Here is a 22,222-nt window from a genome sequence, read left to right on the forward strand (position 1 = left end):
CTACAACGTGGTCGAGTGCACGTGGCCGTCGATGCCTCGGAGCACGATCGCGGCGCTGCCGTCGGCTCCGGCCTCAGCGCCGACCGCGCCCTGGACCTCGAAGGTGGCGAACTCGGGCCGCTGGAACCAGCCGCCCCAGGCGCCGTCGACGAAGTTGCGCTGCCAGAGCCGGTTGTCGGCCGCTACCGCGAACATGTAGATGCGGCCCGACGCGGCAACCAGCGTCGGGCTGCCGTTCAGGGTGCCGCCGAGGTTCTGCCAGTCGGACCACACGCCGCCGGTCCGCACCCGCTCCCAGATCTCGTCGGTGCGGGCCCGGACGGCCACGTGCACCGCGCCGGAACCGTCGACCGCGGCCGAAGGCCGGCCGTTGAAGCCGTCCGCGGCCGGGTCGACCGGCGCGCCGAGGCTGGTCCAGCCGCCGCTCGGACCCCGCGACTCCAGTTGACCGTCGGCGCCGCGGGCGAACACCGTCCAGCTGGCCGGGCTCGTGAACGCGGCGCTCGGCGCGTCGGCCAGGTGGCCGCCCAGGCCGGTCCAGTCGAGATGACGACCGCTCAGCACGCCGTGCCAGGCCTGGCCGTCCGCGCCCTGCACGAACAGGTCGATGCGGCCACCGGCCGACGCGTACGCCGACGGCTGCCCGACGATCCGCTTGCCGAGATCACGCCACTTCCCCTCCGCGTACACCTGAAGTGTGCCGCTCGAAGAGCGGGCGAAGGTCTCTCCCCCGGCCACCGCCGGGCCGTCGGTTCCGCGCTGCCCGAGGTCGGTGCCGGCGACCTGGTCGGTGCCGGTGAGTCCGAGCATGGCGACGCCGTGCGCCGGGACGGTGGTCGTGTAGGAGCCGGTGAACGTGCCCGCGGCGGACCGCGCCCACAGGTCGCGCACCTGCACGCTGCCGCTCAGCGCGACCGACGAGAAGTTAACGGTGATCTGCGCGGCGCTGTCACCCCGGTTGAGCAGGGCGACCGCGCGCTTGCCGGAGCCGGCGAGGGTCTTGCCCCACACCTGCGTGGTGCCGCTCGGGTCGGCCACCTTGACGCCCTGGCGCACCAGCGGGTCTTGGTCGACGGCAAGGATTTCCGGGTTGCGCAGGGCCGAGACCATCTCGGCCGGGAGCGTACGCGGGTCCGAGCCGATGATCAGTGGCGACGCCATCATCGCCCACATGCCCAGCTGGGTCTTCGACTCGTCGAAGGTCATTTCGGTGCCGCCGCCGGGCAGGGGCCGCATCGGCACGAGGTAGTCCGGGTCGTTGAAGTGACCGGGCGAGGTCGCGCCAGGGTGGTAGGCGTTGACGTCCATGTTGCGCAGCACCCACTGGTATTGCCACTGCGGTTGCGGGTCGCCCACCCCGACGTCGGTGTAGGTGCGCCACGAGGTCGCGATCTGCGGCGCATAGGTGTAGCTCCAGGTGGACAGGTTCTGCGGCGGGTACGGCCCGCCGCCCCAGTCGCTGCTCACCGGATTGCAGATGTTGAGGAACATGGGCCGCGGCGACCTGCCGATCTCGGTCGCGAGCTGCCGGTACGCCGTTTCCGGGTCGATGCCGGACGCCCGCCCGCACAGCCAGTCGGCCTTGAGAGCGTCGAAACCCCAGCCGGCGAAGAGTCGCACGTCGTCGCGGTAGTGCCCGTAGCTGCCGAGACCGCACTGGCCCTCGATGTAGGGCCCGGCGTCGGTGTAGATGCCGGCCTGGAAGCCGCGGGCGTGCAGGTATTTCGTGAGCGACGCCATCCCGTCCGGGAACCGGGCCGGGTCGGCGACGAGCTGCCCGGCGGTGTTGCGCGGGGTCGGCGCGGCCCAGTTCCCGTCGATCCAAATGATCTTGTAGCCGGCGTCGCGCAGGCCGTCCTTGACCATTGTGTCGGCGATCGTCTTGATCTCGGCCGCCGTGGGGTCGCCGCCGATGCCGTAGTAGGTGTTCCACCCCAGGTAGGGCAGAACCGGATTGCTGCTGGTGGCGGCTTGCGCGGCCGAGGGGACCGCGATCGCGAGGGGTACGGCCAGGGATAGAGCAAGGGTACGGAGGAAGCGCACGGTTACTCCTTTATGAGGCAAGCAACTTGCCGATCTCATCGCGCTGACGGGGGTCAGCCAGCGCAGCGCCGAGCGCCACCACCCGGGCCCCGGCGGCCAGATAGGTGGGTGCGTCGGCGACCTTCAGGCCGCCGGTGGCGACGAAGTTCACATCGGGGAAGGGGCCTTTCAGCCCCGAGATCCAGGCCGGGCCGAGCGCGGCGGCCGGGAACGCCTTGAGCCAGCGGCAACCCGCCAGCCACGCTTTCTGCACCTCGGTCGCGGTGCCGACGCCGGGCAGGTGCGGCATGCCGGTGGCGAGGCTGGCCGCGAGCACGAGCGGGTCGAAGCCGGGCGCCACGGTGTATTGCGCGCCCACCTCGGCGGCCGCCCGCACCTGGTCGGCGGTGATCACGGTCCCGGCGCCGACCCGCAGACCACGCTCCCTGGCCGCGTCGACGGCGGCCTTCAGCGCGGGCACGGCGTCGGGCGAGCCGATCGGCACTTCGAGGACGGTCACGCCGGCGTCCCAGAGCTTTCCGGCGACCGCCACTGTCTCGTCGGCCGGCAGTCCGCGCAGGATCGCCATCACGCGCTGCCCGGTGAAGATCTCATCGAAAGTCATTGGCCGGCTGCCTTTCCAGGGGTGCGCTGGGCATGGACGCTTGTTGCGGGTCGAGCACGGCCACATCGCCGGTCACGCCGAGGGCGGCGGCCGCGACGCAGTGACCGAGAGTCAGCCGCTCGGCCTCAGGAAGACCTCGGAGAAGCGCGGCGAGATAGCCCGCCGCGAAGGCATCGCCCGCGCCCACGGGCTCGACGATCTCGACCGCCGGCGTCGGGACGAAGCCGGTACCGCCCGGGTGGAACGAGGCCGCACCGTCCGCGCCGTCCTTCACGACCAGCGTGGACGGACCGGGCAGCAAGGCGCGGACGTCGTCGGGAGTCGAGACTCCCCACAGGGTCTGCGCCTCGTCGAGGCCGACGAAGACGATGTCGGCACGCATGGCCAGCTCGCGCAGGACCGGTGCCGCGTGCTCCACCGGCCACAAGCCGGGCCGATAGTTGACGTCGAAACTGCAGCGGCGCTCGCTGAGCAGCCGATCGACCAGCGCGGCACACGACGGCGAGAGCGCCGGCGTGATGCCGCTCAGGTGGGTGATGGCGGCGTTCGGCACCCGCGCTTCCGGCCCGAGCCGCGACGCGGCCGACCCGGCCCGGTAGTAATAGACCCGCGTGGAGGCGACGGCACCCGGATCTTTGAAGAACAGGCCGGTCGGCGCGGCGGGATCGACGGTCACGGCCGAGGTGTCGACGCCCCACCTGCCGATCGTGGTGAGCAGCAGGTCGCCGAGCGGGTCGGCGCCGACGCGGCTCACCCAGGCCGCCCCCAGCCCCAGCTGGGCCAGGTAGCAGGCGACCGTCGACTCGGCGCCCGCGACCTCCAGCCGCATCGGGCCGCCGAGCGCCAGCGGAGCCGGCGGGTCGGGGGTGACCAGGGCCATCGACTCCCCGACGCAGACGACGTCGATCATGACGCAGTCACCCGCAGCCGCCATTCGACGACGCCGGACGGCGGCACGATCGCGGCGTCGCCCGGTCCGGCCTCCGCGAGGTCGAAGACGCGGCCCAGCATCGGTTCGACACCGATGCTGCGGTAGGGGCCGGCGGCCGGCCAGCCGTGCAGATTGCGCCAGAGCGCAACCGAGACCGGCTGCCCGGGCGCCTCGAGCGTGAAGGTCAGCCGTTCGCCGTCGGCCACCGTGACCTGCGGGCAGTCGACCAGGATCGCGCCGGTCGCGGTGCCGTCGTCCGGCCCGAGGGCGGCCAGCGGGGTGGGCCACGACATCACCGAGCCGTCGTCGACGCGGGTCTCGGTGCCGGCGGGCGCCTCGAGCACGGCGGCCGGCGACAGGTCGAGCAGGGCGTGCGCGGCCCAGACGAACGGCCAGCCCGGCGCGGCGCTGAGCCGATAGGTCGCGACCAGCGCATCGCCCTCCTGAAGGAACACCCGATAGAGCGTGAACTCGTCGGTGTCAACCCGCGCGGCCTCCGGACCCAGGGACAGCCAGCGGCGCGACCACGCTTCGCCGTGGTCCGGCTTTCCGCGTACGGTCGGGATGCACTCCTCCAGGCCGCCCGCGTCGGCGAACGGGTCACCGGGCCGGCCCGTCAGGCGTGCGGGCTCGACCCGGTGCCAGAGCCAGTCGCGACTGCCCCCGTCCCGGCCGGCCGAACGCAGGGACGTCCACCGGCCGCCGTGGGCCGGATCGGTCTTCACGGTCACCATTCCGCGAACGACCCGTCTTCGTGACGCCAGACCGGGTTGCGCCAGGCGTGGCCGCCGGCGTCGGCCCGGCGTACGGCCTGCTCGTCGACCGTGATGCCCAGGCCGGGGGCGTCCGACCGGGCGATGTGGCCGTCGACGATCCGCAGCGGGGCCGTGTCGGTGACGTAGTCGAGCAGGTCGGCGCTGCCCTGGTGGTAGTGGATGCCCATGCTCTGCTCCTGGATCAGGAAGTTGGGCGTGGCGAACGCGACCTGCAGGCTGGCGGCCAGCGCGATCGGCCCGAGGGGGCAGTGCGGGGCGAAGAGCGCGCCGTACGTCTCGGCCAGCGCCGCGATGCGGCGGACCTCGGAGATGCCCCCGGCGTGCGAGAGGTCGGGCTGCACCACGCTGACGCCGGCCTGCAGGGCGGGCAGGAAACCGGCCCGGTCGTAGAGGCGCTCGCCGGTCGCGAGGGGCACCGAGGTGCAGCGCACGAGGTCGCCCAGCAGGTGGGTCTGCTCGGGGACGAGCGGTTCCTCGACCAGGAGCGGGTGGAACGGGGCGACCGCCGGCAGGATGATGCGGGCGGCCGGCAGGCTGGAGCGGCCGTGCAGGTCGATCGCCACGTCTCGGTCGTCGCCGAGCACCTCGCGGGCGGCGGCGAGCCGTTCGACGACCGCCTTGACCTCGGCCGCGGTCGGCACCGGGGAGAGGCGGCCGCTGGCGTTCATCTTGACCGCGGTCATCCCGGCCGCGACGTGCTCGGCGACCGCCTCGGCGATCTCACCCGGCTCGTCGCCGCCGACCCAGGCATAGACCCGGGCCCGGTCGCGCACCGCGCCGCCGAGCAGCGCGTGCACGGGCGCACCGTACGCCTGGCCGGCGATGTCCCACAGCGCCTGGTCGAGGCCGGCCACCGCGCTGGAGAGGATCGGTCCGCCGCGGTAGAAGCCGCCCTTGGACAGGATCTGCCAGTGGTGCTCGATGCGCAGCGGGTCCTCGCCGATCAGGTATTCGGCCAGCACGTCGACCGCGGCCCGGACGACCTCGGCGCGTCCTTCGACGACCGGTTCGCCCCAGCCCACCAGGCCTTCGTCGGTGGAGACCCGGCAGAACAGCCACCGCGGCGCCACCAGGAAGGTCTCAATGCGATCGATCTTCACGCGGTATCCCTTCGGTGCGGCCACTCGAGCCGCGCCACGTCCTCGATGGCCTGGTCGAGCAGCTCACCCATGGCACGGGCGGCCTGGGCCGGGTGGTGTCGCCGGATCGCGTCCACCACGGCCTGGTGGCTGGGCACCGGGTCCCGGGGGCCGCCGGCCCCGTGGACCATGCGGTCGCGTTCGGCCAGCCCGGTCTCGATCACCACTTCCATGCGCTGGACGAGCTCGTTGTGGGTGGCGGCCAGCAGCGCCCGGTGGAACGCGAGGTCGGCGGCGACCGCGGCGGCCGGGTCGCTGCCCGCGGCTGCCATCTCGGCGACCGCGGCGTCGAGCGCGGCCAGGTCGTCGTCGGTGGCCCGGGCGGCGGCCAGGCTGGCCGCGCCGGGCTCGACGATGGCCCGCAGCTCGTGCAGGTCGTCGAAGAGGCCGGGCACCTGCGAGCGGGCGAAGTGCCACCGCAGCACGTCGGCGTCGAGCAGACTCCAGTCGCCGCGCGGACGGACGAACGTGCCGCGTTTGGGCCGCGCGTCGACCAGCCCCTTGGCCGCCAGCACCCGCAGCGCCTCGCGCAGCACGGTCAGGCTCACGTCGAACTCGGACTGGAGCGCGATCAGGTCGATGGTCGCCCCCTCGGACAGCTGACCGGTCAGGATCCGCTGGGCGAGGACCTCCACCGTCTGGCCGTGCACGCCGCGTGCCGAGTACTGCTGCATTGCGTCTCCCCTTGGTCGCCCCGTTTTTCGCTCACATCCCGCCGAGTCATGCCGAGGACTTCACCGCCGTCCAGCCGCCGTCGACCACCAGGCTCGTGCCGGTGACGAACGCCGCCTCGGGCGAGGCCAGGAACGCCACCGCGGCGGCCACCTCGGCCGGGGTGCCGAACCGGCGGGCGACCGTCCCGGCGACGCTGCGCGCACGGTCCTCTTCGGACACCTGGTCCCACGCCGCTGTCATGACCGGTCCGGGCAGGACGGTGTTGACCCGCAGCGCGGGACCGTACTCGACTGCCAGCTGGCGGGCCAGTGCGACCAGGCCGCCCTTGGCCGCCGCGTAGGCCGGGCGACCGGGGAGGCCGACCAGCGCGTGCACCGAGGAGACCACGACGACGCTGCCCTCATCGGCGGTCAGATCGGGCAGAAGCGCCTTCACCCCGAGGAAGGTGCCGGTCAGGCTGACCCCGATCTGGCGCTCCCAGGAGGCCAGGGTGGTCCGGTCGGCCGGGGCGACCTCGACCGTGTAGGCGTTGCTGATCAGCACGCCGACCTGGCCGAATTCGTCACGCGCGGTAGTAGCCAGACGAGCCCAATCGGCTTCGCTGGAGGCGTCGGCCACCACCGCCACCGCCCGCCCGCCGGCATCGATGATCTGCTTCGTCACGTCGTCGGCCGGGCGCACGTCGGCAAGCACCACGGCGGCACCCTCGGCGGCCAACCGGACGGCGCAGGCGGCTCCGATGCCACCGGCCGCGCCGGTGACAACTGCCGTCCGACCTGCGAAACGCTCGCTCATGCGGCGACCCCCGGGAACCCGACTAACCATTAATTACGAAGATATATTGACAGGCCTTCCCCGGTGATGCAACCTCTTGGAAACACGACCCAGGAGGCACAGCATGATTTCTGCTCCCCTCAGTCGCCGGGGGTTCCTCGCCGGGGTCGGCGGCCTCGGCGTCGCCGGCCTGCTCGGCGCGTGCGCTACCGGGAGTGACGACAGCTCGTCCGGCAGCGCGTCCTCCACTCTGACGCTGCAGTCGTCGCTGTCCGACGCCGATCCCAAGGCGGCGCTGACGAAGGTGGTCGAGGGTTACACCAAGAGCAAGACGACGCTCAACACGATCGCCATCGAGTCGTTCCGGGCCCAGCTGCCCACATATCTCAACTCCGGCAACCCGCCCGACGTCCTGACGTGGTACGCGGGTTCGGTCGCCCGTGACTACGCGAGCAAGGGCTATCTGCTCGACCTCTCCGACCTGTGGACCGGCAACGGGGCCTGCGCGAGCTTCTCCCCCGCGCTCAAGGACCTGTCGACGGCCGACGGCAAGCAGATTTTCGTGCCGACCAGCTACTACTGGTGGGGCCTGTTCTACCGCAAGTCGGCCTTCCAGGACTGGGGCGTGCAGGTCCCGACCACGTGGGACCAGTTCATCCAGGTCTGCAAGACGATCAAGAGCAAGGGCGTCGCGCCGATCACCATGGGCACCGGCTCGACGCCGTGGGTCGCCTCCGGCTGGTTCGACTACCTCGACCTGCGCATCAACGGCGCCCAGTTCCACCGCGACCTGCTGGCCGGCAAGCACCCGTTCGACGGGCCCGAGGTCAAGGTCGTGATGGACCACTACAAACAGCTCATCGAGTTCATCGACCCCAAGGGCCGGTCCTACTCCTGGCAGGACGCGGTCACCCCGCTGGCGTCCAAGAAGGCCGGGATGTACCTGGTGGGGGCGTTCATCACCAGCGCGGTCCCGTCCGACGTCAGCAACGACCTCGATTTCTTCCGGGTGCCGATCATCGACCCGAGCGTGCCGGTGGCCGAAGAGGCGCCGACCGACGGCTTCTTCGCCAGCGCCAAGTCGAAGAACCCGCAGGGCGCGAAGGACCTGCTGAGCTACCTTGCCTCGCCCACCGCCCAGCAGCAGTTCATCACGCTGGCCAAGTCGTCCAACCTGCCCACCTCCGACAAGGTGGACACCAGCGGGTTCTCGCCGCTGGTGCAGAAGGGCATCCAGATGCTCAACGACACCAAGGAGATCACCCAGTTCTTCAACCGGGACTCCAGTGACGAGCTGCAGACCACCGCCGACACCGCGCTGACCAAGTTCCTCGATCGGCCCGGCGACGTCAACAAGATCCTCTCCGACTGGCAGGCGTCGGCGAAGAAGGTCCTCGCGTCGTGACCACTGTGGCTGCGCCGAACCGGCGGGCGCGCTTCCGCAGCGTGCCTCCGGTGGTCTGGCTGTTCCTCTTGATCCCGGCGGTGGTCGAGGTCGGCATGGTGTTCTGGCCGGCGTTGAACAGCTTCTACCTGTCGCTGACCAACTGGAAAGGCGTCGGCGCGGCCAAACCGGTCGGGTTGGCCAACTACCGCGACCTCGCCTCGGACGACGTGTTCCTCGGCGCGCTGAAGAACAACGTCATCTGGGTGGTCGGATTCGGTGGCCTGTCGGTGCTCGGCGGCCTGGCGCTGGCGGTGGCGCTCAACAAGCCCCGCCGCGGCGTCGGGCTCTACCGCAGCGCGATCTACCTGCCGATGGTGTTCTCGCTGGCGGTGACCGGACTGTTCTGGCGGGTGCAATACCAGCCCGACGGCACGATCAACACACTGCTCGGGGCGGTCGGGCTGCACGGCCTCGAGAAGCAGTGGCTGGCCGACCCGCACACCGCGCTCTACGCGGTTCTGGTGGCCGCGGTGTGGCGGCAGGTCGGCTACATCATGGTGCTCTACCTGGCCGGGTTGAAGAGCACCGATCCGACGCTCGACGACGCTTCGGCGGTCGACGGGGCCAGCGCGTGGCAGCGGTTCCGCTACGTCACCTGGCCGCAGCTGCGCGGGGTCAACACGGTGATCTTCGCGGTCACGGTGATCGACTCGCTGCGCACGTTCGACATCGTCTGGGCGATGACCCAGGGCGGCCCCTACCACTCGTCCGAGCTGCTCAGCACGTACATGTTCGAGCAGGGATTCACGTTCGTCAACCTCGGCTACGCGTCCGCGATCGCCGTGGTGATCTTCGCTCTCGCCCTGATCTTCATCATCACGTACCTGGTGCGGGCGACCAGGGAGGAGGCCCTCTGATGACCGCCGCGACAACGCTGGCACCGGTTCAGGAGCAGGCGGCCGCGCCGGCCCGGCGGCGTGGCCGCCGCCGGTGGCCGTTCCACGCGGTGATGGCACCGCTGACCATCATCTGGGTCGCGCCGATGGTGTTCGTGCTGATCCTGGCGTTCCGCTCGTTCGACGACATCGCGCAGAACGGCACCGCCGCCTGGCCCAAGTCGTTCACGTGGACGGGGTTCCACACCGCCCTGACGACCGGCGAGATGGGCCGGTCCCTCTGGATCAGCGTCCAGGTGACCGTGCCGGCCGTGCTGCTCAGCCTGCTTCTGGCCAGCTGGGCGGCGTACGCGCTGAGCCGTCACCCGATCCCCGGCCGCCGATTCATCCTGTTGTTGATGCTGGCCGGCAACCTGTTGCCGCCGCAGATCCTGCTGATCCCGGTCTCCCGGGTGATGGACTCGCTCGGCATCTACGACACCCTGTTCGCGCTGGTCGCGATCCACGTCGGGTTCGGGCTCGGGTTCTACACCTTCGTGTTGCACGGCTTCATGCGCTCGATCCCGGCCGAGCTGACCGAGGCGGCCCGCATCGACGGGGCCGGCTCGATCGCGATCTACGCCCGCATCATCATGCCGCTGTGCCGGCCGTCGCTGGCCGCGCTCGGCGCGCTCGCCACCACCTGGATCTTCAACGACCTGATCTGGTCGATCACCGTGCTGCGCACCGAGGCCAAGCTGCCGGTCACCGCGGCCCTGCTCAACCTGCAGGGCGGCTACACCAGCAACTGGAACGTGGTGGCGGCCGCCTCGGTGGTGGCGGCGATCCCGACCGCGATCGTGTTCTTCGCCTTCCAGCGGCACTTCGTCTCGGGCCTGCTGATGGGGTCGAACAAATGAGACCGATGACAGTCACGCTGTGGGACTTCACCTGGTACACGCGCAGCGGTCCCGGGCAGCCGTTCCACGACCTCGACGCGGCGTTCCGGCAGGCGGTCGAGCGGGGCTACGACACCGTACGCATCTGCGCGATGCCGTTCCTGCTCTTCGGTTCCGGCCTCGACACGTCGGCGCTGCGCTTCGGCGGGCTGGGCGGGCAGTACGGTCAGCGCACCCGGTGGTACGACGTGCCGGAGTCGCCGCCGGTCGACGGGCGGGCGCGACTGCTGGAGCTGTTCCGGGCGGCGCGCCGGCACGGCTGCCGGGTCATCGTGTCGAGCTGGGAATACCAGCAGAGCCCGTCGTTCTCGGTCGACGACGCGTGGCATCGGGCGCTGCAAGCAGTGCCGGTGGCCGACCGGCCGCTGGTGCTGGCCGACGCGCACGCCGCGCTGATCGACCTGTTGCGGGCTTCATCGCTGGCCGACATCGTCGCTTTCGTCGAGCTGCACAACGAGGTGCAATACAGCGGTTTGCACGCCGGTGAGGGCATCATCGGCATGAAGGACCGACTTGAACGCGGCATCGCTCGGTTCAAGGAGCGGCAGCCCGGCATCCCGGTGACGGTCAACTACGCTCGCGTGCCGGTCGGCGAGATGCGGGGCCTGCCGGGCAACTCCGACGTCGCGGTCTTCCACCCGTACGTCTACGGCGTGCTCGGCCAGCTGTACGAGGAGTTCGCGCTGCGGGACGCCGGCCGGCCGTTCCCGCAGGAGCGGGCGTGGGCCGAGTTGTTGCGTGACGGCGCTCCCCCGCTCGACGACTGGCATCCGCCGGCCTCGTGGAAGACGGATGCGACGGTCGTCCCGCACCGCGAGATCTACACCCACGACTGGTGCGACCCCGGCAAGTGGGACCGGTGGCTCTACGAGCGGTACGGCGAGCACCGGCGGGCGATGCGGGAAACGCTCGACACCTGGCTCGACGTGGCGGCCGACCACGCCGCGGCGCGGGGCATCCCGCTGGTGTTCGGCGAGGGCTGGGTCGGCTACACCCCGCTGCAGGCGAGCTTCGAGGAGGGCCCGGTGGGTGCGGAGATCTGTGCCCACGCCGTACGGAAATCGCGGGAGATCGGTGCCTGGGGCACCGTGGTTTGTTCCAATGCGGCGCCGCACCATCCGATGTGGCAGGACGTGTCCCTGCAACGCCGTCTGAATGCCGACTTCCGGGAGCGCGCTTGAGCACGTGGACTCTGACCGGCGCCACCACGGAATACACCGTGGCGGCCCGAGATGATCGGCTCGATCTGGTCGCGTGGGGGCCGATCGGGGTGTCCGACGGGCCGTCGCCCTACGACTTCCACGGCCGGGTGCAATACCTGCTGCCCGGCGACGTGGCCGCGGCCGAATACCTGCCGGACGGGTTGCGGCCGTTCCTCGGTGCGGATCTGTCGGTCAGCGGGCACGGGCTGACGTGGCGTCTCGTGCGGACCGAGGAGCACAACGGATTGACGGCCACTTTCGCCGACGCGGTCACCGGGCTCGAGGCCCAGCTGAGGTGGCGCTTCGCCCCGGGCACCGACGTCCTCGAACGGTGGGCGTCGGTGCGGAACGGCGGCGACCGGCTGCTGGAGATCACGCGACTCGGTTCGGCGGCCTTCAACGTGCCGACCCCGAACGGTGCCACCCTGCACTACCTGCACGGGCAGTGGGCGCAGGAGTTCACCACGGCCTCGACGACGCTGGTACGCGGACGGTTCGAGATCGGCAGCGCGCAGGGTGTGACCGGCCATCAGTTCTCGCCCGGTCTCGCGGTCGACAACGGCGATGCGCTCTACGGCTTCCAGCTCGCGTGGAGCGGGTCGTGGTCCATCACCGCCGACGTCGACGCGGCCGGGCTGACGCGGGTGCGGGCCGGCCGCGCCGGCCCGGTGCGCCTCGCTCCCGGCGAAACCGTGACGACGCCGGTCGCGCTGGGGGTCTACGCCGAGGACGACCTCGCCCGGCACTGGCACGCCTACGAACGCTCGCTCGCCGCGGAGCGCCTCTCCAGAGCCGGCCGCGTCATCTACAACTCGTGGGAGGCGACAAGCTTCGACGTCACCGCGGCCGGGCAGCTGGCCCTCGCCGACGTGGCCGCCGGGCTGGGCGTGGAGACGTTCGTGGTCGACGACGGCTGGTTCGTCGGCCGGCACGACGACACGGGTGGGCTGGGCGACTGGACCCCGGACCCGGCCAAGTTCCCGGACGGGTTCGACGCGTTCGTGGCGGCAGTCCGCGAGCGCGGGCTCGAGTTCGGGCTCTGGGTCGAGCCGGAGATGGTCAACCCCAGGTCGGCCCCCTATGCCGCGCACCCCGAGTGGGTCTATCAGGCCGACGGCCGCCCCCGGACGACGATCCGCAACCAGTACCTGCTCGATCTCGGCCGCGACGACGTCTACGAGTTCGTCCGCGACACGCTGGACCGCCTGCTCACCGACTATCCGATCGGCTACCTGAAGTGGGACTTCAACCGGCCCCGCACCGAGGCCGACCGGTCGGCGGCCGACCTGGACGGCGCGCACGTCCGCAACCTCTATCGCCTCCTCGATCATCTGCGGAGTGCACACCCCGACGTGACCGTCGAGGGCTGCGCGGCCGGCGGCGCCCGGGTCGATCTCGCGATGGCCGCCCGCACCGACGTGCTGTGGCCCAGCGACAACACGGCGCCGCTCGACCGGCTGCGCATCCAGCACGGGTTCCTCTCCGCCCACGCGCCGCACCTGATGAGCTCCTGGGTGACCGACGCGCCGGGCATGTTCGATCCGCGGCCGCGGTCGCTCGCCTTCCGGTTCGTGCTGGCGGCGGCCGGCGTGCTCGGCATCGGCGCCGACATCACGAAGTGGTCGTCGGACGAGCGGGACGAGGCGGCCGCGTGGGTGGCCCGCTACAAACAGGTCCGCGACGTGATCCTGCGGGGCACGGTCCACCGGATCGGATCCCCCGACCAGGCCCGGTGCGCGGTGCAGTACACGCTGGGCGACCGGGTGGTCGTGCTGGCGTGGAACCCGGTTGGCCTCGACGGGGGCGGTGCCGTGCCGGCTCGCGATGTGCGCCTGCCGTTGCACGGCCTGCCGCCCGGCGCCCGCTACCGCGTCGTGCCAACCGCTGCGCCGCCCCGGCCCGCGCAGCCCGACCCAAGCCAGCCCGACCCAAGCCAGCCCGACCCAAGCCAGCCCGACACAAGCCAGCCCGACACAACGCAGCCGGACGCAACCCGGCCCAGCACAAGTCAGCTCGACATAACCCAGCCCGACTGCGGCGGGGATGCGCCTGCGTCAGCGATGTCGGGCCCGGCGGGCGGATTCGAGGCGTCCGGGCGTCATCTGACCTCGGCCGGGCTGCCGGTTCGCTGGACGGCCGCCTATGACGCGGACCTCTTCGAGCTGGAGCGCCTGTGATCATCGGCTGTTTACACCGGCGAGACGGGCGGCTCCGGCGAGGGCCTCCGCCGGCGCCGGTCGGACGCCCGCGCCGGCTGGGGAGGTGGTCCTCGACCCACCGCACACCGGGAACGGAAGCCACGGCGGTCCGCACCGGCTCCCCGGCCTCCGTGCCCGGTTGTGAGGCAGTGAGATCGTTTACCCATGAGCGACGTGAATTTCGGCCACTGTCCACATTGTCAGAGCGACGAGACCGTCGTGCTGCAGAGCGGCCCCAGGGACGGGCACGGCCGCGCCGCCATCAATGCCGGTGGGTTGAGGAGCATCGACCTTGCGCGCGTGGTCTGCCTTCAGTGCGGCTCGGTGCGCGAGTGGGTGACCGACCGCGAGCAGCTGAACTCGCTGCGGAAGAAGTACGGCCGCGCTCAGCCCTCGAAGTAGGTCTCCGCGGCCCAGGCGTCGGCGGGCTGCGTGTGCAACTCCCAGTAGGTCTCGGCAATGCGATCGGGGTCGAACGGGGTGCCCGGCGTGATCGTTCCGCCGACGGTGACGCTGCCGGCGTGGACGCCGTCGGCCTTCAGTTCGTCGTGCATCAGGGCGACGGCCGCGCGCAGTGCTGCTTTGCCGAGCGACAGGCTGGCGTGTGACGGGTCGGGGTTGCCGCCGGTCGCCAGGAACGTTCCGGAGCGGGCCCGGCGCATGGCCGGGGTGAACACCTGGGCGGCGATCACCGCGCCGAGCACGTCGACGGCGTACGCGTGCAGCAGATGATCGGTGCCGGCGCCGAGAATGTTGTCGGTGGTGATCACGGCCGCGTTGTAGACCACGACGCCGGGAGCGGTGGACTCGGCCAGTTCGGTGAGGACCGCGCGGAAGGCGTGCGGTTCCGCGGCGTCGGCGACGACGGTGTCGGCGCCGTGCAGTTCGCCGGCCGGGACGGCGGGATGGCGCGCGGCCAGCGTGACCGCGAAGCCTTCCCGGGCGAAGCGGCGGGCGACGGCCGTCCCGAGTCCGGGCCCCGCCCCGATGACCAGCACACGTCGCGGATCGACAGCCATGGCGGCGCCCCCTTCCGGTGATCTGCAACCTACCGGCGCCGCCGGCGGCTCACGAGGCCAGACCGACGCGGCACCGCGACGGCTCACCGGGCCAGACCGATGCGGCACCGCCGACGGCCCGCCGGGCCAGACCAATCCGGCACCACCGAAGGCCCGCCGGACCAGACCGACCCAGCACCACCGAAGGCCCGCCGGACCAGACCGACCCAGCACCACCGAAGGCCCGCCGGACCAGACCGACCCAGCACCACCGACGGCCCGCCGGACCAGACCGACCCAGCACCACCGACGGCCCGCCGGACCAGACCGACCCAGCACCACCGACGGCCCGCGGGCCAGACCGACCCGGCACCGCCGACGGCTCAGCGGGCCGGACCGGTTGGTGAGAACCGGCCGCCACGGGAACCGGTCGTCCTGACGCCTTGACACGGGGCGGGTCAGGGAGCCACCGGGCGGAGGCGGAGGCGGCCCTGGGCGGCGGCCTCGGCCAGGGCCGGGTGCAGGGCGGCGGCCGCGTGGAACTCGCTGGGAAGGTCGGCGGCACGGAGGTGGTCGGCCAGGTTGACGAGCGCCGCCGCGGCGCGGTCGTCCAGCGTGGTGACGGCGGTCAGGTCTAGGACGAGCACGTCGATCCCCGGGCCGAGGTTGTCGTTCGCCATTTTGTCGATCTCGGTGGCGACCGCGGCGTCCACCTGCCCGCTGGCGGTCAGCAGGAGTTGCCGGGTCGCATGAACGGTGGCTCGCATTCCTGCAGCATTGCTCGCCACCGTGGCGCCGGCATCGGGGATGACCCTGGGATCGGTGCTCAGAGGGCCGGCTTGAGGTGGTAGACCTCCATGGCGTTGCCGGCCAGCACCGACGAGGCCGTTTCCTCGTCGGGGCACAGGGCGGCCACCGCGCGGGCGTTCGCAGCGATGCCGGGGATGCCGGGCCAGTCGGTCGCGAAGATCATGCGGCGGGTGAGCCGGGCCCAGTTGTGCTTGGCGTAGTAGGTCTTGAGGCGGGACGGGGGCAGGCCGGACAGCTCGATGAAGACCCGGGGGTCGGAGAGGGCCAGGAAGGCTGCGGCGTCGTACCACCAGCCGCGGCCGCCGTGGGCGAGGACCACGTTGAGGGTGCGGAAGTCGCTCAGGACGCGGTCGAGCAGGGCCGGGTCGGCGAAGCGGTTGAGGGCGCCCGGGAACGTCGAGGTGCCGAAGTGGATCACCAGGGGGAGGCCGGCCGACTGGCAGATCTCGTACGCCGGGTACATCGTCTGGTCGTCGGCGGGGAAGCCGGCGTGGACGGGGTGGATTTTGAGGGCGACCGCGCCGAGGGCGATCTGCCGCTCCAACTCGTCGGCCACCGGGTAGTGAACGTGCGGGTTGATGTTGGCGGCGAAGTAGATGCGGCGGGGGTTCGCGGTTGTGAGGGCGGCCATGTCCTCGGCGGTCTGCCAGCCGGTGACCCGCGGGCTGTATTCGGACAGAGCCACGGCCGCGTCGACGCCTTCGGAGGCCAGGTAGGCGTCGAAGACGTCGGGCCGCACGTCGCCGGCCTCGTCATAGAGGCCGTCCGGCGGAGTGAAGCCCTGCATCCACGTCGCCCAGTCGAGCTTGAGGGAGGCGCGGCGGGCCGGGTGCAGGTGCACGTCGATCAGCGGTCGTCCGTCCAGCACGACCCCACTGTACCGGCACGTTCTACAGGCTGCTTGAGACACGGCAGCGGACTGTAGAATCCGGGCATGACCGACAGCCTCAGGCTATCGCGCCGGCACGCGGCCGGGGCGCCGAGTGCGCGCGGGCTGCTCTTCACGGTGCTCGGCGAGTTCGTGCTGCCTAACGGCAGCACCGCCTGGACCTCGGCCTTGATCGATGCCATCGCACGGCTGGGGGTCGAGGAGAAGAACGTACGGCAGGCGCTGATGCGAACCGCAGCCGACGGGTGGCTGGCGTCGGAACGGGTCGGCCGGCGTACGCGCTGGCGCCTCACCCCGGCGGCCGAGCAGATGCTGACCGAGGGCACGCAGCGCATCTACGGGTTCACCGGTACGGCGAGCGGGTGGGACGGGCAGTGGCTGCTGGCGCTGGCCCGGGTGCCGGAAACCGACCGGCCCGCCCGCCACCGGCTGCGCACCCGCATGACGTGGGCCGGCTTCGGCAGCCCCGAGCCGGGCGTGTGGATCAGCCCGCACTCGGACCGGGTCGCCGAGGCGCGCCGCATCCTGGCCGAGGCGGACGCGCGGGTGTTCGTGGCCCGGCAGGTGGACGGCTACGACGATGCGGCGATGGCCCGGCAGGCGTGGGACCTGGACGGGCTCGAGGAGGACTACGAGACGTTCATCGCGGAGTTCTCCGACCGGCCCGAGGAGGACCCCGTCGCCGACCTGACCGGGCTCGTGCACGCGTGGCGGCGGTTTCCGTGGGTCGACCCGGTGCTGCCGGAATCGCTGCTCCCCCAACCGTGGCGGGGCACCCGGGCGGCCGGGCTGTTCCACCGGCGGCACGACGAATGGTCGGCCGCCGCCCAGACCGCCTGGGCGGCAATCAACCTTTGAGAACCTCGGCCGCGGTCGCCCGCAGCTCGACCCGGCGGACTTTGCCGGTCGCGGTGGTCGGATATTCACCGACGAACACCACGCGGCGGGGACGCTTGTACGACTCCATGCCGTCGCGGCAGAAGGCGACCAGTTCGTCCTCGGTGACCTCCGGGGAAGCCTTGATGACGAAGGCGACCGGCTTGTCGAGCTCGTCGGCGTCCGGGGCGGCGACGACCACGGCCTGGGCCACCGACGGGTGGGCCAGGAGCCGGTTCTCGACCTCGGCCGGCGCGACCCACATGCCGCTCACCTTCAGCACGTCGTCGGTGCGGCCCAGGCAGTGGTAGTAGCCGTCCTCGTCCTGGCGGTACGTGTCGCCGGTGCGGAGCCATTCACCCTGGAAGACCTGGCGTGACGTGGCGTAGCGGCACCAGTAGCCGGTGGCCGCCGAGTCGCCCCGGACGAACAGGGTGCCCGGCACGCCGGCCGCGACCGGATATCCGGCCTCGTCGAGGATGCGCAGGTCGTAGCCGGGGACCGGCACACCGGTGGTGCCCGGCCGGACGGCGCCCGGGCGATTGGACAGGAAGATGTGGAGCATCTCGGTCATGCCGATGCCGTCGATGATGTCGACGCCGAAGTGGCCGGTCCAGCGGTGATAGAGCTCGGCCGGCAGCGGCTCCCCGGCCGACGCGGCCAGCCGGACGCCGGCCAGCGCGTCGGCGGCGAGCCCGGAGCGGAGCATGCCGGCGAAGAAGGTCGGTCCGCCGAAGAACAGGGTGGCGCCGTACTTCTGGGCTCGCTCGGCGATCACGTCGGGCTTCGACGGGGCCGGTTCGAGTACGGCGGCCGCGCCCACCGAGAGTGGGAACAACAGGGAGTTTCCCAGCCCGTACGCGAAAAAGGCCTTGGCCGCCGAGAGGCACCGATCGTCGGAGCGTATGCCGAGAACCTTGTGCCCGTAGGTTTCGCAGACGACCCGGATCGAGCCGTGGCGGTGCATGGCGCCCTTGGGCCGGCCGGTCGTGCCCGAGGTGTAGAGCCAGAACGCCGGTGAATCCTCGGTCGTCGGATAAATCGCGTCGTCGGGCTCGCCGCCCGCCAACGCCTGCAGGTCGTCCGGACCGAGAACGGTCGTATCGACCGATGCCGCCGGCTCACCGAATTCCGCCGAGACAGCAAGGAAAGCCGCCCGGGAATCGTCCAGCAGAGCGGCTAATCCTCCGGCCCGCATCATCGTGGAGACCGGCACCGGGACGGCGCCGATCCGCATCGCGGCCAGGAAAACCGTGACGAATTCCGGCGAGTCCGCCATGAACATCAGCAGCCGCTGCTCGGGCCGGAGACCGGCCCGGCGCAGGCCACCCGCGGTGCGCCGGACCCGGTCGTGCAGTTCGGCGTACGTCAGTTCGCCGCGGACTCCGGTGAGGGCGAGCCGGTCGCCGTCGCCGTTCTCGATGTGCCGGTCGAGCAGGTAGGTGCTGGCATTGAACGACATCGGCGACCCGCCCTAGGTGAGGTGGACGTATTCGTAGTCGAACGGTTTTCCGTTGATGCCCTGCCGCGGCGGCGCGATCCAGGACGCGATCTTGCCGCGCTCGTGTACGGGCCGCATCAGCGACCGCACATGCGTCTTGTCCACCTCGGTGGGTAGCCAGTTCTTCTGAGCGCGCTTCCATTCGTCACTCGTCAGCACCTCACCGGTCGGCGCGACCTCGATGTCGCGGAAAACGCCGACCTTCCGATTGAAAGCTACATGCGGGAGGTAGAGCCGTTGCGGCAGCCCGGCCGACTCGAGGACCCTGTTCCAGCGGTGGATGCCATTCTGGCAATCGGCGATATAGGCCCGGCGCAGATCGGTGTTCAGACCCACCAGCGCCGCCACTTCGTTCTGCCCGATCTGGCCGTCATCGGTCAACGCATCGACCATCATGGAATCGTCCGTCAGCCGGTGATCATCCGGCCGCCGGTCCTCCGACCAGCGCCCCTTCAGACCGGACGTGAAGTAGTTGGCCACATTGGTCGACGTCTCGCCACCGAAGAGGTCGAGCGACACCGAGTAGTGGAAATTCAGGTACTTCTGGATCACCTTCAACGGAATCGCGCCGAACGGCCCCACGTCGTCGGAATCCTTCTCGACCATCAGCTGGGCGGTCCGCTCGACGACCCGGTCCACGCCGGTCGTACCCACGAACATGTGGTGCGACTCTTCCTTGAGCATGAACTCGCAGGTGCGCGACAGCGGGTCGAACGCCGACTCCTTGAGCGTGCCGAGCTGATATTTCCCGTCCCGGTCGGTGAAGTAGGTGAACATGAAGAACGAGAGCCAGTCCGGGGTCTCCTCGTTGAAGGCGCCGAGAATGCGCGGCGACTCCTCGCTGCCCGAATTGCGGTGCAGCAGTTCTTCGGCCTCCTCGCGGCCCTCGCGCCCGAAATAGGCGTGCAGCAGATAGACCATCGCCCAGAGGTGCCGCCCCTCCTCCACATTGACCTGGAACAGATTGCGGAGGTCGTAGAGGCTGGGCGCGGTCGCACCGAGATTGCGCTGCTGCTCGACCGAGGCCGGCTCGGTGTCGCCCTGGATGACGATGAGCCGCTGCAGGTCGGCGCGGTACTCCCCCGGCACCCTCTGCCACACCGGCTCACCCTTGTGCTGGCCGAAACCGATCATGCGGTCGCGGTCGCGCTCGGCCAGGAAGATGCCCCAGCGGTACTCCCGCATCGGCACGTGCCCGAAGTGCGCCCAGCCCTCCCGGCCGACGTTGACCGCGGTGCGCAGATAGACGTCCTGGGTCGGCAGCGTCGGACCCATCGACGACCACCAGTTGAGGAAGTTCGGTTGCCACGACTCGAGCGCGCGCTGCAACCGGCGATCCTCGTGCAGTTCGACGTTGTTCGGGATCTTCTCGGAGTAGTCGGCGCCGGTCATCTCACACTCGCTTCCGGTCGAACGCGGCCCGCTGCCCGGTGCCGAAGCGGCGCAGCGCGCCTGACGGGCCGGAGGCGTTCGGGCGGTTGAAGATCCAGTTCTGCCAGGCCGACAGGCGGCCGAAGATCTTGGTCTCGATGGTCTCGGGGCCGGCGAAGCGGTAGTTGGCCTCCAGGCCGGTGAGCGCGTCCGGGCTGAAGGAGGCGCGCTCCTCGATCGCGATGCGCACCTCGTCGGCCCAGTCGATGTCATCGGGCGCGAAAGTGATCAGCCCTTTCTCGTCCGCCGCCCGCGCGTCCAGCGGTTTGTCGGAGACCTCGGGGGCCTCGCCGCCGAATCGCGTCGCCAATCGAGTCAGGTCATTGCCCATCGGCAGCGGACCCCGGTTCATATCCCCGACGGTCACGGTCGCCGGTTCGGCGGAAGGGTCCTCGTCCTCGAAGACGCCGTCGAGCATGTAGGAACGATCGGCCGCCAGCGCCAGCTCGAACAGGGAACCGGCGAAACAACTGCCGGGCTCGATCAGGGCGAGAAGGCTCCGGCTCGTCACATCGAGGCGTTTCAACGTACGTTTCAGGTAGAGCACGACCTCGTTCGCGCGCCAGTCGTCGGGCAGCCCGAGCAGGAAGTCGTCGTGGGCCAGAACGGCCGCCGGATCGCCTTTCGTGCGCAGGACCCACGTGCCGAGAAGCGGCTCGTTGGTGCGCAGATCGAGGATCAGGTCGTCCAGTTCGCGGGTCATCGCCAGCGTCCAGAAGTCGGCGGTCAATTCACCCGGTGGTGCGGCCGGACCCGTCACGGTGATCTCGGCACAGCCTCGTTGCGGGTCGAGCGTTGCCTCGACGTACCGATAAGCGATGGCGCTCTCCGAGCGCTCCTTGGGCAGTGGGGTGAGTTCGATCCCGGCCGTCTCCCCGGCCGGCCTCGCCGACCTCGCGGCGATTTCCGTCGCGCGGGCCGCGACGCCTTCGCTCCATCGGGTACGCGGCACCGCCTCGTCGATCAGGCCCCACTCGACCGCACGCCGGCCACCGATTCCCTCGGCTCGCGTGGCGAAATAGTCGGCCCGGTCGCGCCGCACCCGGCGCTTGTCGACCACCCGGGTCAGACCGCCGGTGCCGGGCAGCACGCCGAGCAGCGGCAACTCGGGCAGCGACACCGTCGACGAACGGTCGTCGACCAGCATGACGTGGTCGCAGGCCAGCGCCAGCTCGTAGCCGCCGCCCGACGCCGTGCCGTTGCACGCGGCGATCCACACCTGACCCGAGTTGGCCGACGCGTCCTCCATGCCGTTGCGGGTCTCGTTGGTGAACTTGCAGAAGTTGACCTTCCAGCCGTGTTCGGAGGCGGCGAGCATGCGGATGTTTGCCCCGGCGCTGAAGATCTTGTCCTTGGCGCTGGTCAGTACCACCGCGCGCACCTCGGGGTGCTCGAAGCGCAGCCGCTGGACGGCGTCGTAGAGCTCGATGTCGACGCCGAGATCGTAGGAGTTGAGCTTCAGCTCGTAGCCTCCGACCAGGCCGCCCTGCTCGTCGACGTCCATGGTCAGGGTCGCGACCGGACCGTCGAACTCCAGCCGCCAGTGCCGGTAGCTCGCCGGGTCGGTGCGGAACTCAACGTTCACGCTGCTCACGCTCAAAAACTCTACAGATGCTCCTAGCTACGTCAATAGTTTGTAGAACTAGAGGCGCTACGGCTGGAAGTACTCCGACATCATGGTGCTCACCCAGTCCGGCTGCCGGACGTCGGCCGGGAGGAACTCCGCCATCGCCGGCTTCAGGTCGATGACCGGGGTGCCCGAAACCGCGTCCAGGCCCACGACCGTCAATTCGCGGCCCTTGACGGACTCGATGGCGCAGCACGTCACCCCGATGCGGTTGGGCCGGCGGGGGCCGCGGCCCGCGAAGATGCCGACGGGCGGGAGGTCGGGGCGGCCGCGGTAGGGCCGGGGTTCGCGGTAGTCGCCGTGTTCCGGGAACTGGTCGAAGACGAAGAGGACCTCTACGTGGGAGAAGCCGTCCAGACCTTGGAGGCATGCCTCGCCGAAGCGCTCGTCAACGGTGATCGTGCTGCGGACGGCGCCCCAGTTGTCCGTGTGCTGGATATCCGTACGGTCGTTCCGGACCGTACCGATCGGCGTGATCTCAAAGGTCGGCATGATTCGAGCCTATTCACTCCGTACGGCCTACCCCT

The 22,222-nt window shown here is 70.6% G+C and carries 21 protein-coding genes; 7 read left to right on the forward strand and 14 right to left on the reverse strand.

The genetic code is table 11. From position 1 onward, the window contains the following. From ACIA5C_RS43890 to ACIA5C_RS43920, 7 genes are read right to left on the reverse strand one after another with little or no spacing between them, the layout of a single operon-like run. Positions 1-2,043 carry a glycoside hydrolase family 27 protein gene (locus tag ACIA5C_RS43890; RefSeq protein WP_396066318.1) on the reverse strand — a complete coding sequence of 681 codons (2,043 nt, stop codon included), beginning with the start codon at positions 2,041-2,043 and terminating at the stop codon, positions 1-3. Positions 2,044-2,053: 10 nt separating this feature from the next. Beyond that, positions 2,054-2,647 (reverse strand): bifunctional 4-hydroxy-2-oxoglutarate aldolase/2-dehydro-3-deoxy-phosphogluconate aldolase, encoded by a 594-nt coding sequence (locus ACIA5C_RS43895; protein WP_396066320.1) that lies wholly within the window; start codon positions 2,645-2,647, stop codon positions 2,054-2,056. After that, positions 2,634-3,557, reverse strand: coding sequence for a sugar kinase (locus tag ACIA5C_RS43900; RefSeq protein WP_396066322.1), 924 nt, complete (start codon positions 3,555-3,557; stop codon positions 2,634-2,636). The genes ACIA5C_RS43895 and ACIA5C_RS43900 overlap by 14 nt, the downstream gene beginning before the upstream one ends. Next, positions 3,554-4,312, reverse strand: coding sequence for a hypothetical protein (locus ACIA5C_RS43905; RefSeq protein WP_396066324.1), 759 nt, complete (start codon positions 4,310-4,312; stop codon positions 3,554-3,556). Before ACIA5C_RS43905 ends, ACIA5C_RS43900 begins: the two co-directional genes overlap by 4 nt. Further along, positions 4,306-5,454: a galactonate dehydratase gene (dgoD, locus tag ACIA5C_RS43910; RefSeq protein ID WP_396066326.1), complete on the reverse strand. Its 1,149-nt coding sequence runs from the start codon at positions 5,452-5,454 to the stop codon at positions 4,306-4,308. The genes ACIA5C_RS43905 and dgoD overlap by 7 nt, the downstream gene beginning before the upstream one ends. Continuing rightward, a complete protein-coding gene (locus ACIA5C_RS43915; protein ID WP_396066328.1) occupies positions 5,451-6,167 on the reverse strand; it encodes a FadR/GntR family transcriptional regulator in 717 nt (238 codons plus the stop codon). The genes dgoD and ACIA5C_RS43915 overlap by 4 nt, the downstream gene beginning before the upstream one ends. Before the next feature lie 46 nt (positions 6,168-6,213). Continuing rightward, a complete protein-coding gene (locus ACIA5C_RS43920) occupies positions 6,214-6,963 on the reverse strand; it encodes an SDR family NAD(P)-dependent oxidoreductase (protein ID WP_396066330.1) in 750 nt (249 codons plus the stop codon). Positions 6,964-7,066: 103 nt separating this feature from the next. Here ACIA5C_RS43920 and ACIA5C_RS43925 point away from each other — a divergent pair, with 103 nt between their 5' ends. The 6 genes from ACIA5C_RS43925 (at position 7,067) to ACIA5C_RS43950 (ending at position 13,965) form a co-directional block, all read left to right on the forward strand. Continuing rightward, positions 7,067-8,347, forward strand: a complete 1,281-nt coding sequence (locus ACIA5C_RS43925; protein ID WP_396066332.1) for an ABC transporter substrate-binding protein — start codon at positions 7,067-7,069, stop codon at positions 8,345-8,347. After that, positions 8,344-9,246, forward strand: a complete 903-nt coding sequence (locus ACIA5C_RS43930) for a carbohydrate ABC transporter permease (protein ID WP_396066334.1) — start codon at positions 8,344-8,346, stop codon at positions 9,244-9,246. Before ACIA5C_RS43925 ends, ACIA5C_RS43930 begins: the two co-directional genes overlap by 4 nt. Then, the gene (locus tag ACIA5C_RS43935; RefSeq protein ID WP_396066336.1) at positions 9,246-10,124 is read left to right on the forward strand and encodes a carbohydrate ABC transporter permease; all 879 of its coding nucleotides are present in this window, start codon (positions 9,246-9,248) and stop codon (positions 10,122-10,124) included. Before ACIA5C_RS43930 ends, ACIA5C_RS43935 begins: the two co-directional genes overlap by 1 nt. Before the next feature lie 5 nt (positions 10,125-10,129). Further along, positions 10,130-11,344, forward strand: coding sequence for a cellulase-like family protein (locus ACIA5C_RS43940; RefSeq protein ID WP_396066338.1), 1,215 nt, complete (start codon positions 10,130-10,132; stop codon positions 11,342-11,344). Next, positions 11,341-13,542: an alpha-galactosidase gene (locus tag ACIA5C_RS43945; protein WP_396066340.1), complete on the forward strand. Its 2,202-nt coding sequence runs from the start codon at positions 11,341-11,343 to the stop codon at positions 13,540-13,542. Before ACIA5C_RS43940 ends, ACIA5C_RS43945 begins: the two co-directional genes overlap by 4 nt. Positions 13,543-13,728: 186 nt before the next feature. Next, on the forward strand, positions 13,729-13,965 hold the full coding sequence (locus ACIA5C_RS43950; protein ID WP_396066342.1) for a hypothetical protein: 237 nt from the start codon (positions 13,729-13,731) through the stop codon (positions 13,963-13,965). Here ACIA5C_RS43950 and ACIA5C_RS43955 read toward each other — a convergent pair. From ACIA5C_RS43955 to ACIA5C_RS43965, 3 genes are all read right to left on the reverse strand, one after another. Continuing rightward, positions 13,950-14,582, reverse strand: coding sequence for an SDR family NAD(P)-dependent oxidoreductase (locus tag ACIA5C_RS43955; protein WP_396066344.1), 633 nt, complete (start codon positions 14,580-14,582; stop codon positions 13,950-13,952). The genes ACIA5C_RS43950 and ACIA5C_RS43955 overlap by 16 nt on opposite strands. A gap of 437 nt (positions 14,583-15,019) precedes the next feature. After that, positions 15,020-15,328, reverse strand: a complete 309-nt coding sequence (locus ACIA5C_RS43960; RefSeq protein ID WP_396066346.1) for an STAS domain-containing protein — start codon at positions 15,326-15,328, stop codon at positions 15,020-15,022. A 59-nt stretch (positions 15,329-15,387) separates the two neighbouring features. Next, positions 15,388-16,239 (reverse strand): amidohydrolase family protein, encoded by an 852-nt coding sequence (locus ACIA5C_RS43965; RefSeq protein ID WP_396066348.1) that lies wholly within the window; start codon positions 16,237-16,239, stop codon positions 15,388-15,390. A 66-nt stretch (positions 16,240-16,305) separates the two neighbouring features. Here ACIA5C_RS43965 and ACIA5C_RS43970 point away from each other — a divergent pair, with 66 nt between their 5' ends. Continuing rightward, positions 16,306-17,118, forward strand: coding sequence for a PaaX family transcriptional regulator C-terminal domain-containing protein (locus ACIA5C_RS43970; protein ID WP_396066350.1), 813 nt, complete (start codon positions 16,306-16,308; stop codon positions 17,116-17,118). On the opposite strand, the gene ACIA5C_RS43975 is transcribed toward ACIA5C_RS43970, so the two are convergent. The 4 genes from ACIA5C_RS43975 to ACIA5C_RS43990 form a co-directional block, all read right to left on the reverse strand. Next, the gene (locus ACIA5C_RS43975; RefSeq protein ID WP_396066352.1) at positions 17,108-18,598 is read right to left on the reverse strand and encodes a benzoate-CoA ligase family protein; all 1,491 of its coding nucleotides are present in this window, start codon (positions 18,596-18,598) and stop codon (positions 17,108-17,110) included. The two genes, ACIA5C_RS43970 and ACIA5C_RS43975, sit on opposite strands and share 11 nt — an antisense overlap. 12 nt (positions 18,599-18,610) lie before the next feature. After that, positions 18,611-20,029, reverse strand: coding sequence for a benzoyl-CoA 2,3-epoxidase subunit BoxB (gene boxB, locus ACIA5C_RS43980; RefSeq protein ID WP_396066354.1), 1,419 nt, complete (start codon positions 20,027-20,029; stop codon positions 18,611-18,613). Position 20,030: 1 nt separating this feature from the next. Then, a complete protein-coding gene (gene boxC, locus ACIA5C_RS43985; protein ID WP_396066356.1) occupies positions 20,031-21,653 on the reverse strand; it encodes a 2,3-epoxybenzoyl-CoA dihydrolase in 1,623 nt (540 codons plus the stop codon). Positions 21,654-21,719: 66 nt separating this feature from the next. Further along, entirely contained in the window at positions 21,720-22,187 is a 468-nt protein-coding gene (locus tag ACIA5C_RS43990; RefSeq protein ID WP_396066358.1) for an SAM-dependent methyltransferase, read from the reverse strand. Between the last annotated feature and the right edge of the window lie 35 nt (positions 22,188-22,222).

Source organism: Actinoplanes sp. NPDC051343, from assembly GCF_044455125.1.
Classification (GTDB): domain Bacteria; phylum Actinomycetota; class Actinomycetes; order Mycobacteriales; family Micromonosporaceae; genus Actinoplanes.

Excerpts from the sequence above, each read along its gene's own strand:
- ACIA5C_RS43915 (WP_396066328.1), bottom strand. The coding sequence starts at position 6,167 with ATGCAGCAGTACTCGGCACGCGGCGTGCACGGCCAGACGGTGGAGGTC.
- ACIA5C_RS43935 (WP_396066336.1), top strand. The coding sequence starts at position 9,246 with ATGACCGCCGCGACAACGCTGGCACCGGTTCAGGAGCAGGCGGCCGCG.
- boxB (WP_396066354.1), bottom strand. The coding sequence starts at position 20,029 with ATGACCGGCGCCGACTACTCCGAGAAGATCCCGAACAACGTCGAACTG.
- ACIA5C_RS43900 (WP_396066322.1), bottom strand. The coding sequence starts at position 3,557 with ATGATCGACGTCGTCTGCGTCGGGGAGTCGATGGCCCTGGTCACCCCC.
- ACIA5C_RS43895 (WP_396066320.1), bottom strand. The coding sequence starts at position 2,647 with ATGACTTTCGATGAGATCTTCACCGGGCAGCGCGTGATGGCGATCCTG.
- ACIA5C_RS43970 (WP_396066350.1), top strand. The coding sequence starts at position 16,306 with ATGACCGACAGCCTCAGGCTATCGCGCCGGCACGCGGCCGGGGCGCCG.
- ACIA5C_RS43905 (WP_396066324.1), bottom strand. The coding sequence starts at position 4,312 with ATGGTGACCGTGAAGACCGATCCGGCCCACGGCGGCCGGTGGACGTCC.
- ACIA5C_RS43990 (WP_396066358.1), bottom strand. The coding sequence starts at position 22,187 with ATGCCGACCTTTGAGATCACGCCGATCGGTACGGTCCGGAACGACCGT.
- ACIA5C_RS43960 (WP_396066346.1), bottom strand. The coding sequence starts at position 15,328 with ATGCGAGCCACCGTTCATGCGACCCGGCAACTCCTGCTGACCGCCAGC.
- ACIA5C_RS43975 (WP_396066352.1), bottom strand. The coding sequence starts at position 18,598 with ATGTCGTTCAATGCCAGCACCTACCTGCTCGACCGGCACATCGAGAAC.
- ACIA5C_RS43950 (WP_396066342.1), top strand. The coding sequence starts at position 13,729 with ATGAGCGACGTGAATTTCGGCCACTGTCCACATTGTCAGAGCGACGAG.
- ACIA5C_RS43925 (WP_396066332.1), top strand. The coding sequence starts at position 7,067 with ATGATTTCTGCTCCCCTCAGTCGCCGGGGGTTCCTCGCCGGGGTCGGC.
- ACIA5C_RS43920 (WP_396066330.1), bottom strand. The coding sequence starts at position 6,963 with ATGAGCGAGCGTTTCGCAGGTCGGACGGCAGTTGTCACCGGCGCGGCC.
- ACIA5C_RS43940 (WP_396066338.1), top strand. The coding sequence starts at position 10,130 with ATGACAGTCACGCTGTGGGACTTCACCTGGTACACGCGCAGCGGTCCC.
- ACIA5C_RS43955 (WP_396066344.1), bottom strand. The coding sequence starts at position 14,582 with ATGGCTGTCGATCCGCGACGTGTGCTGGTCATCGGGGCGGGGCCCGGA.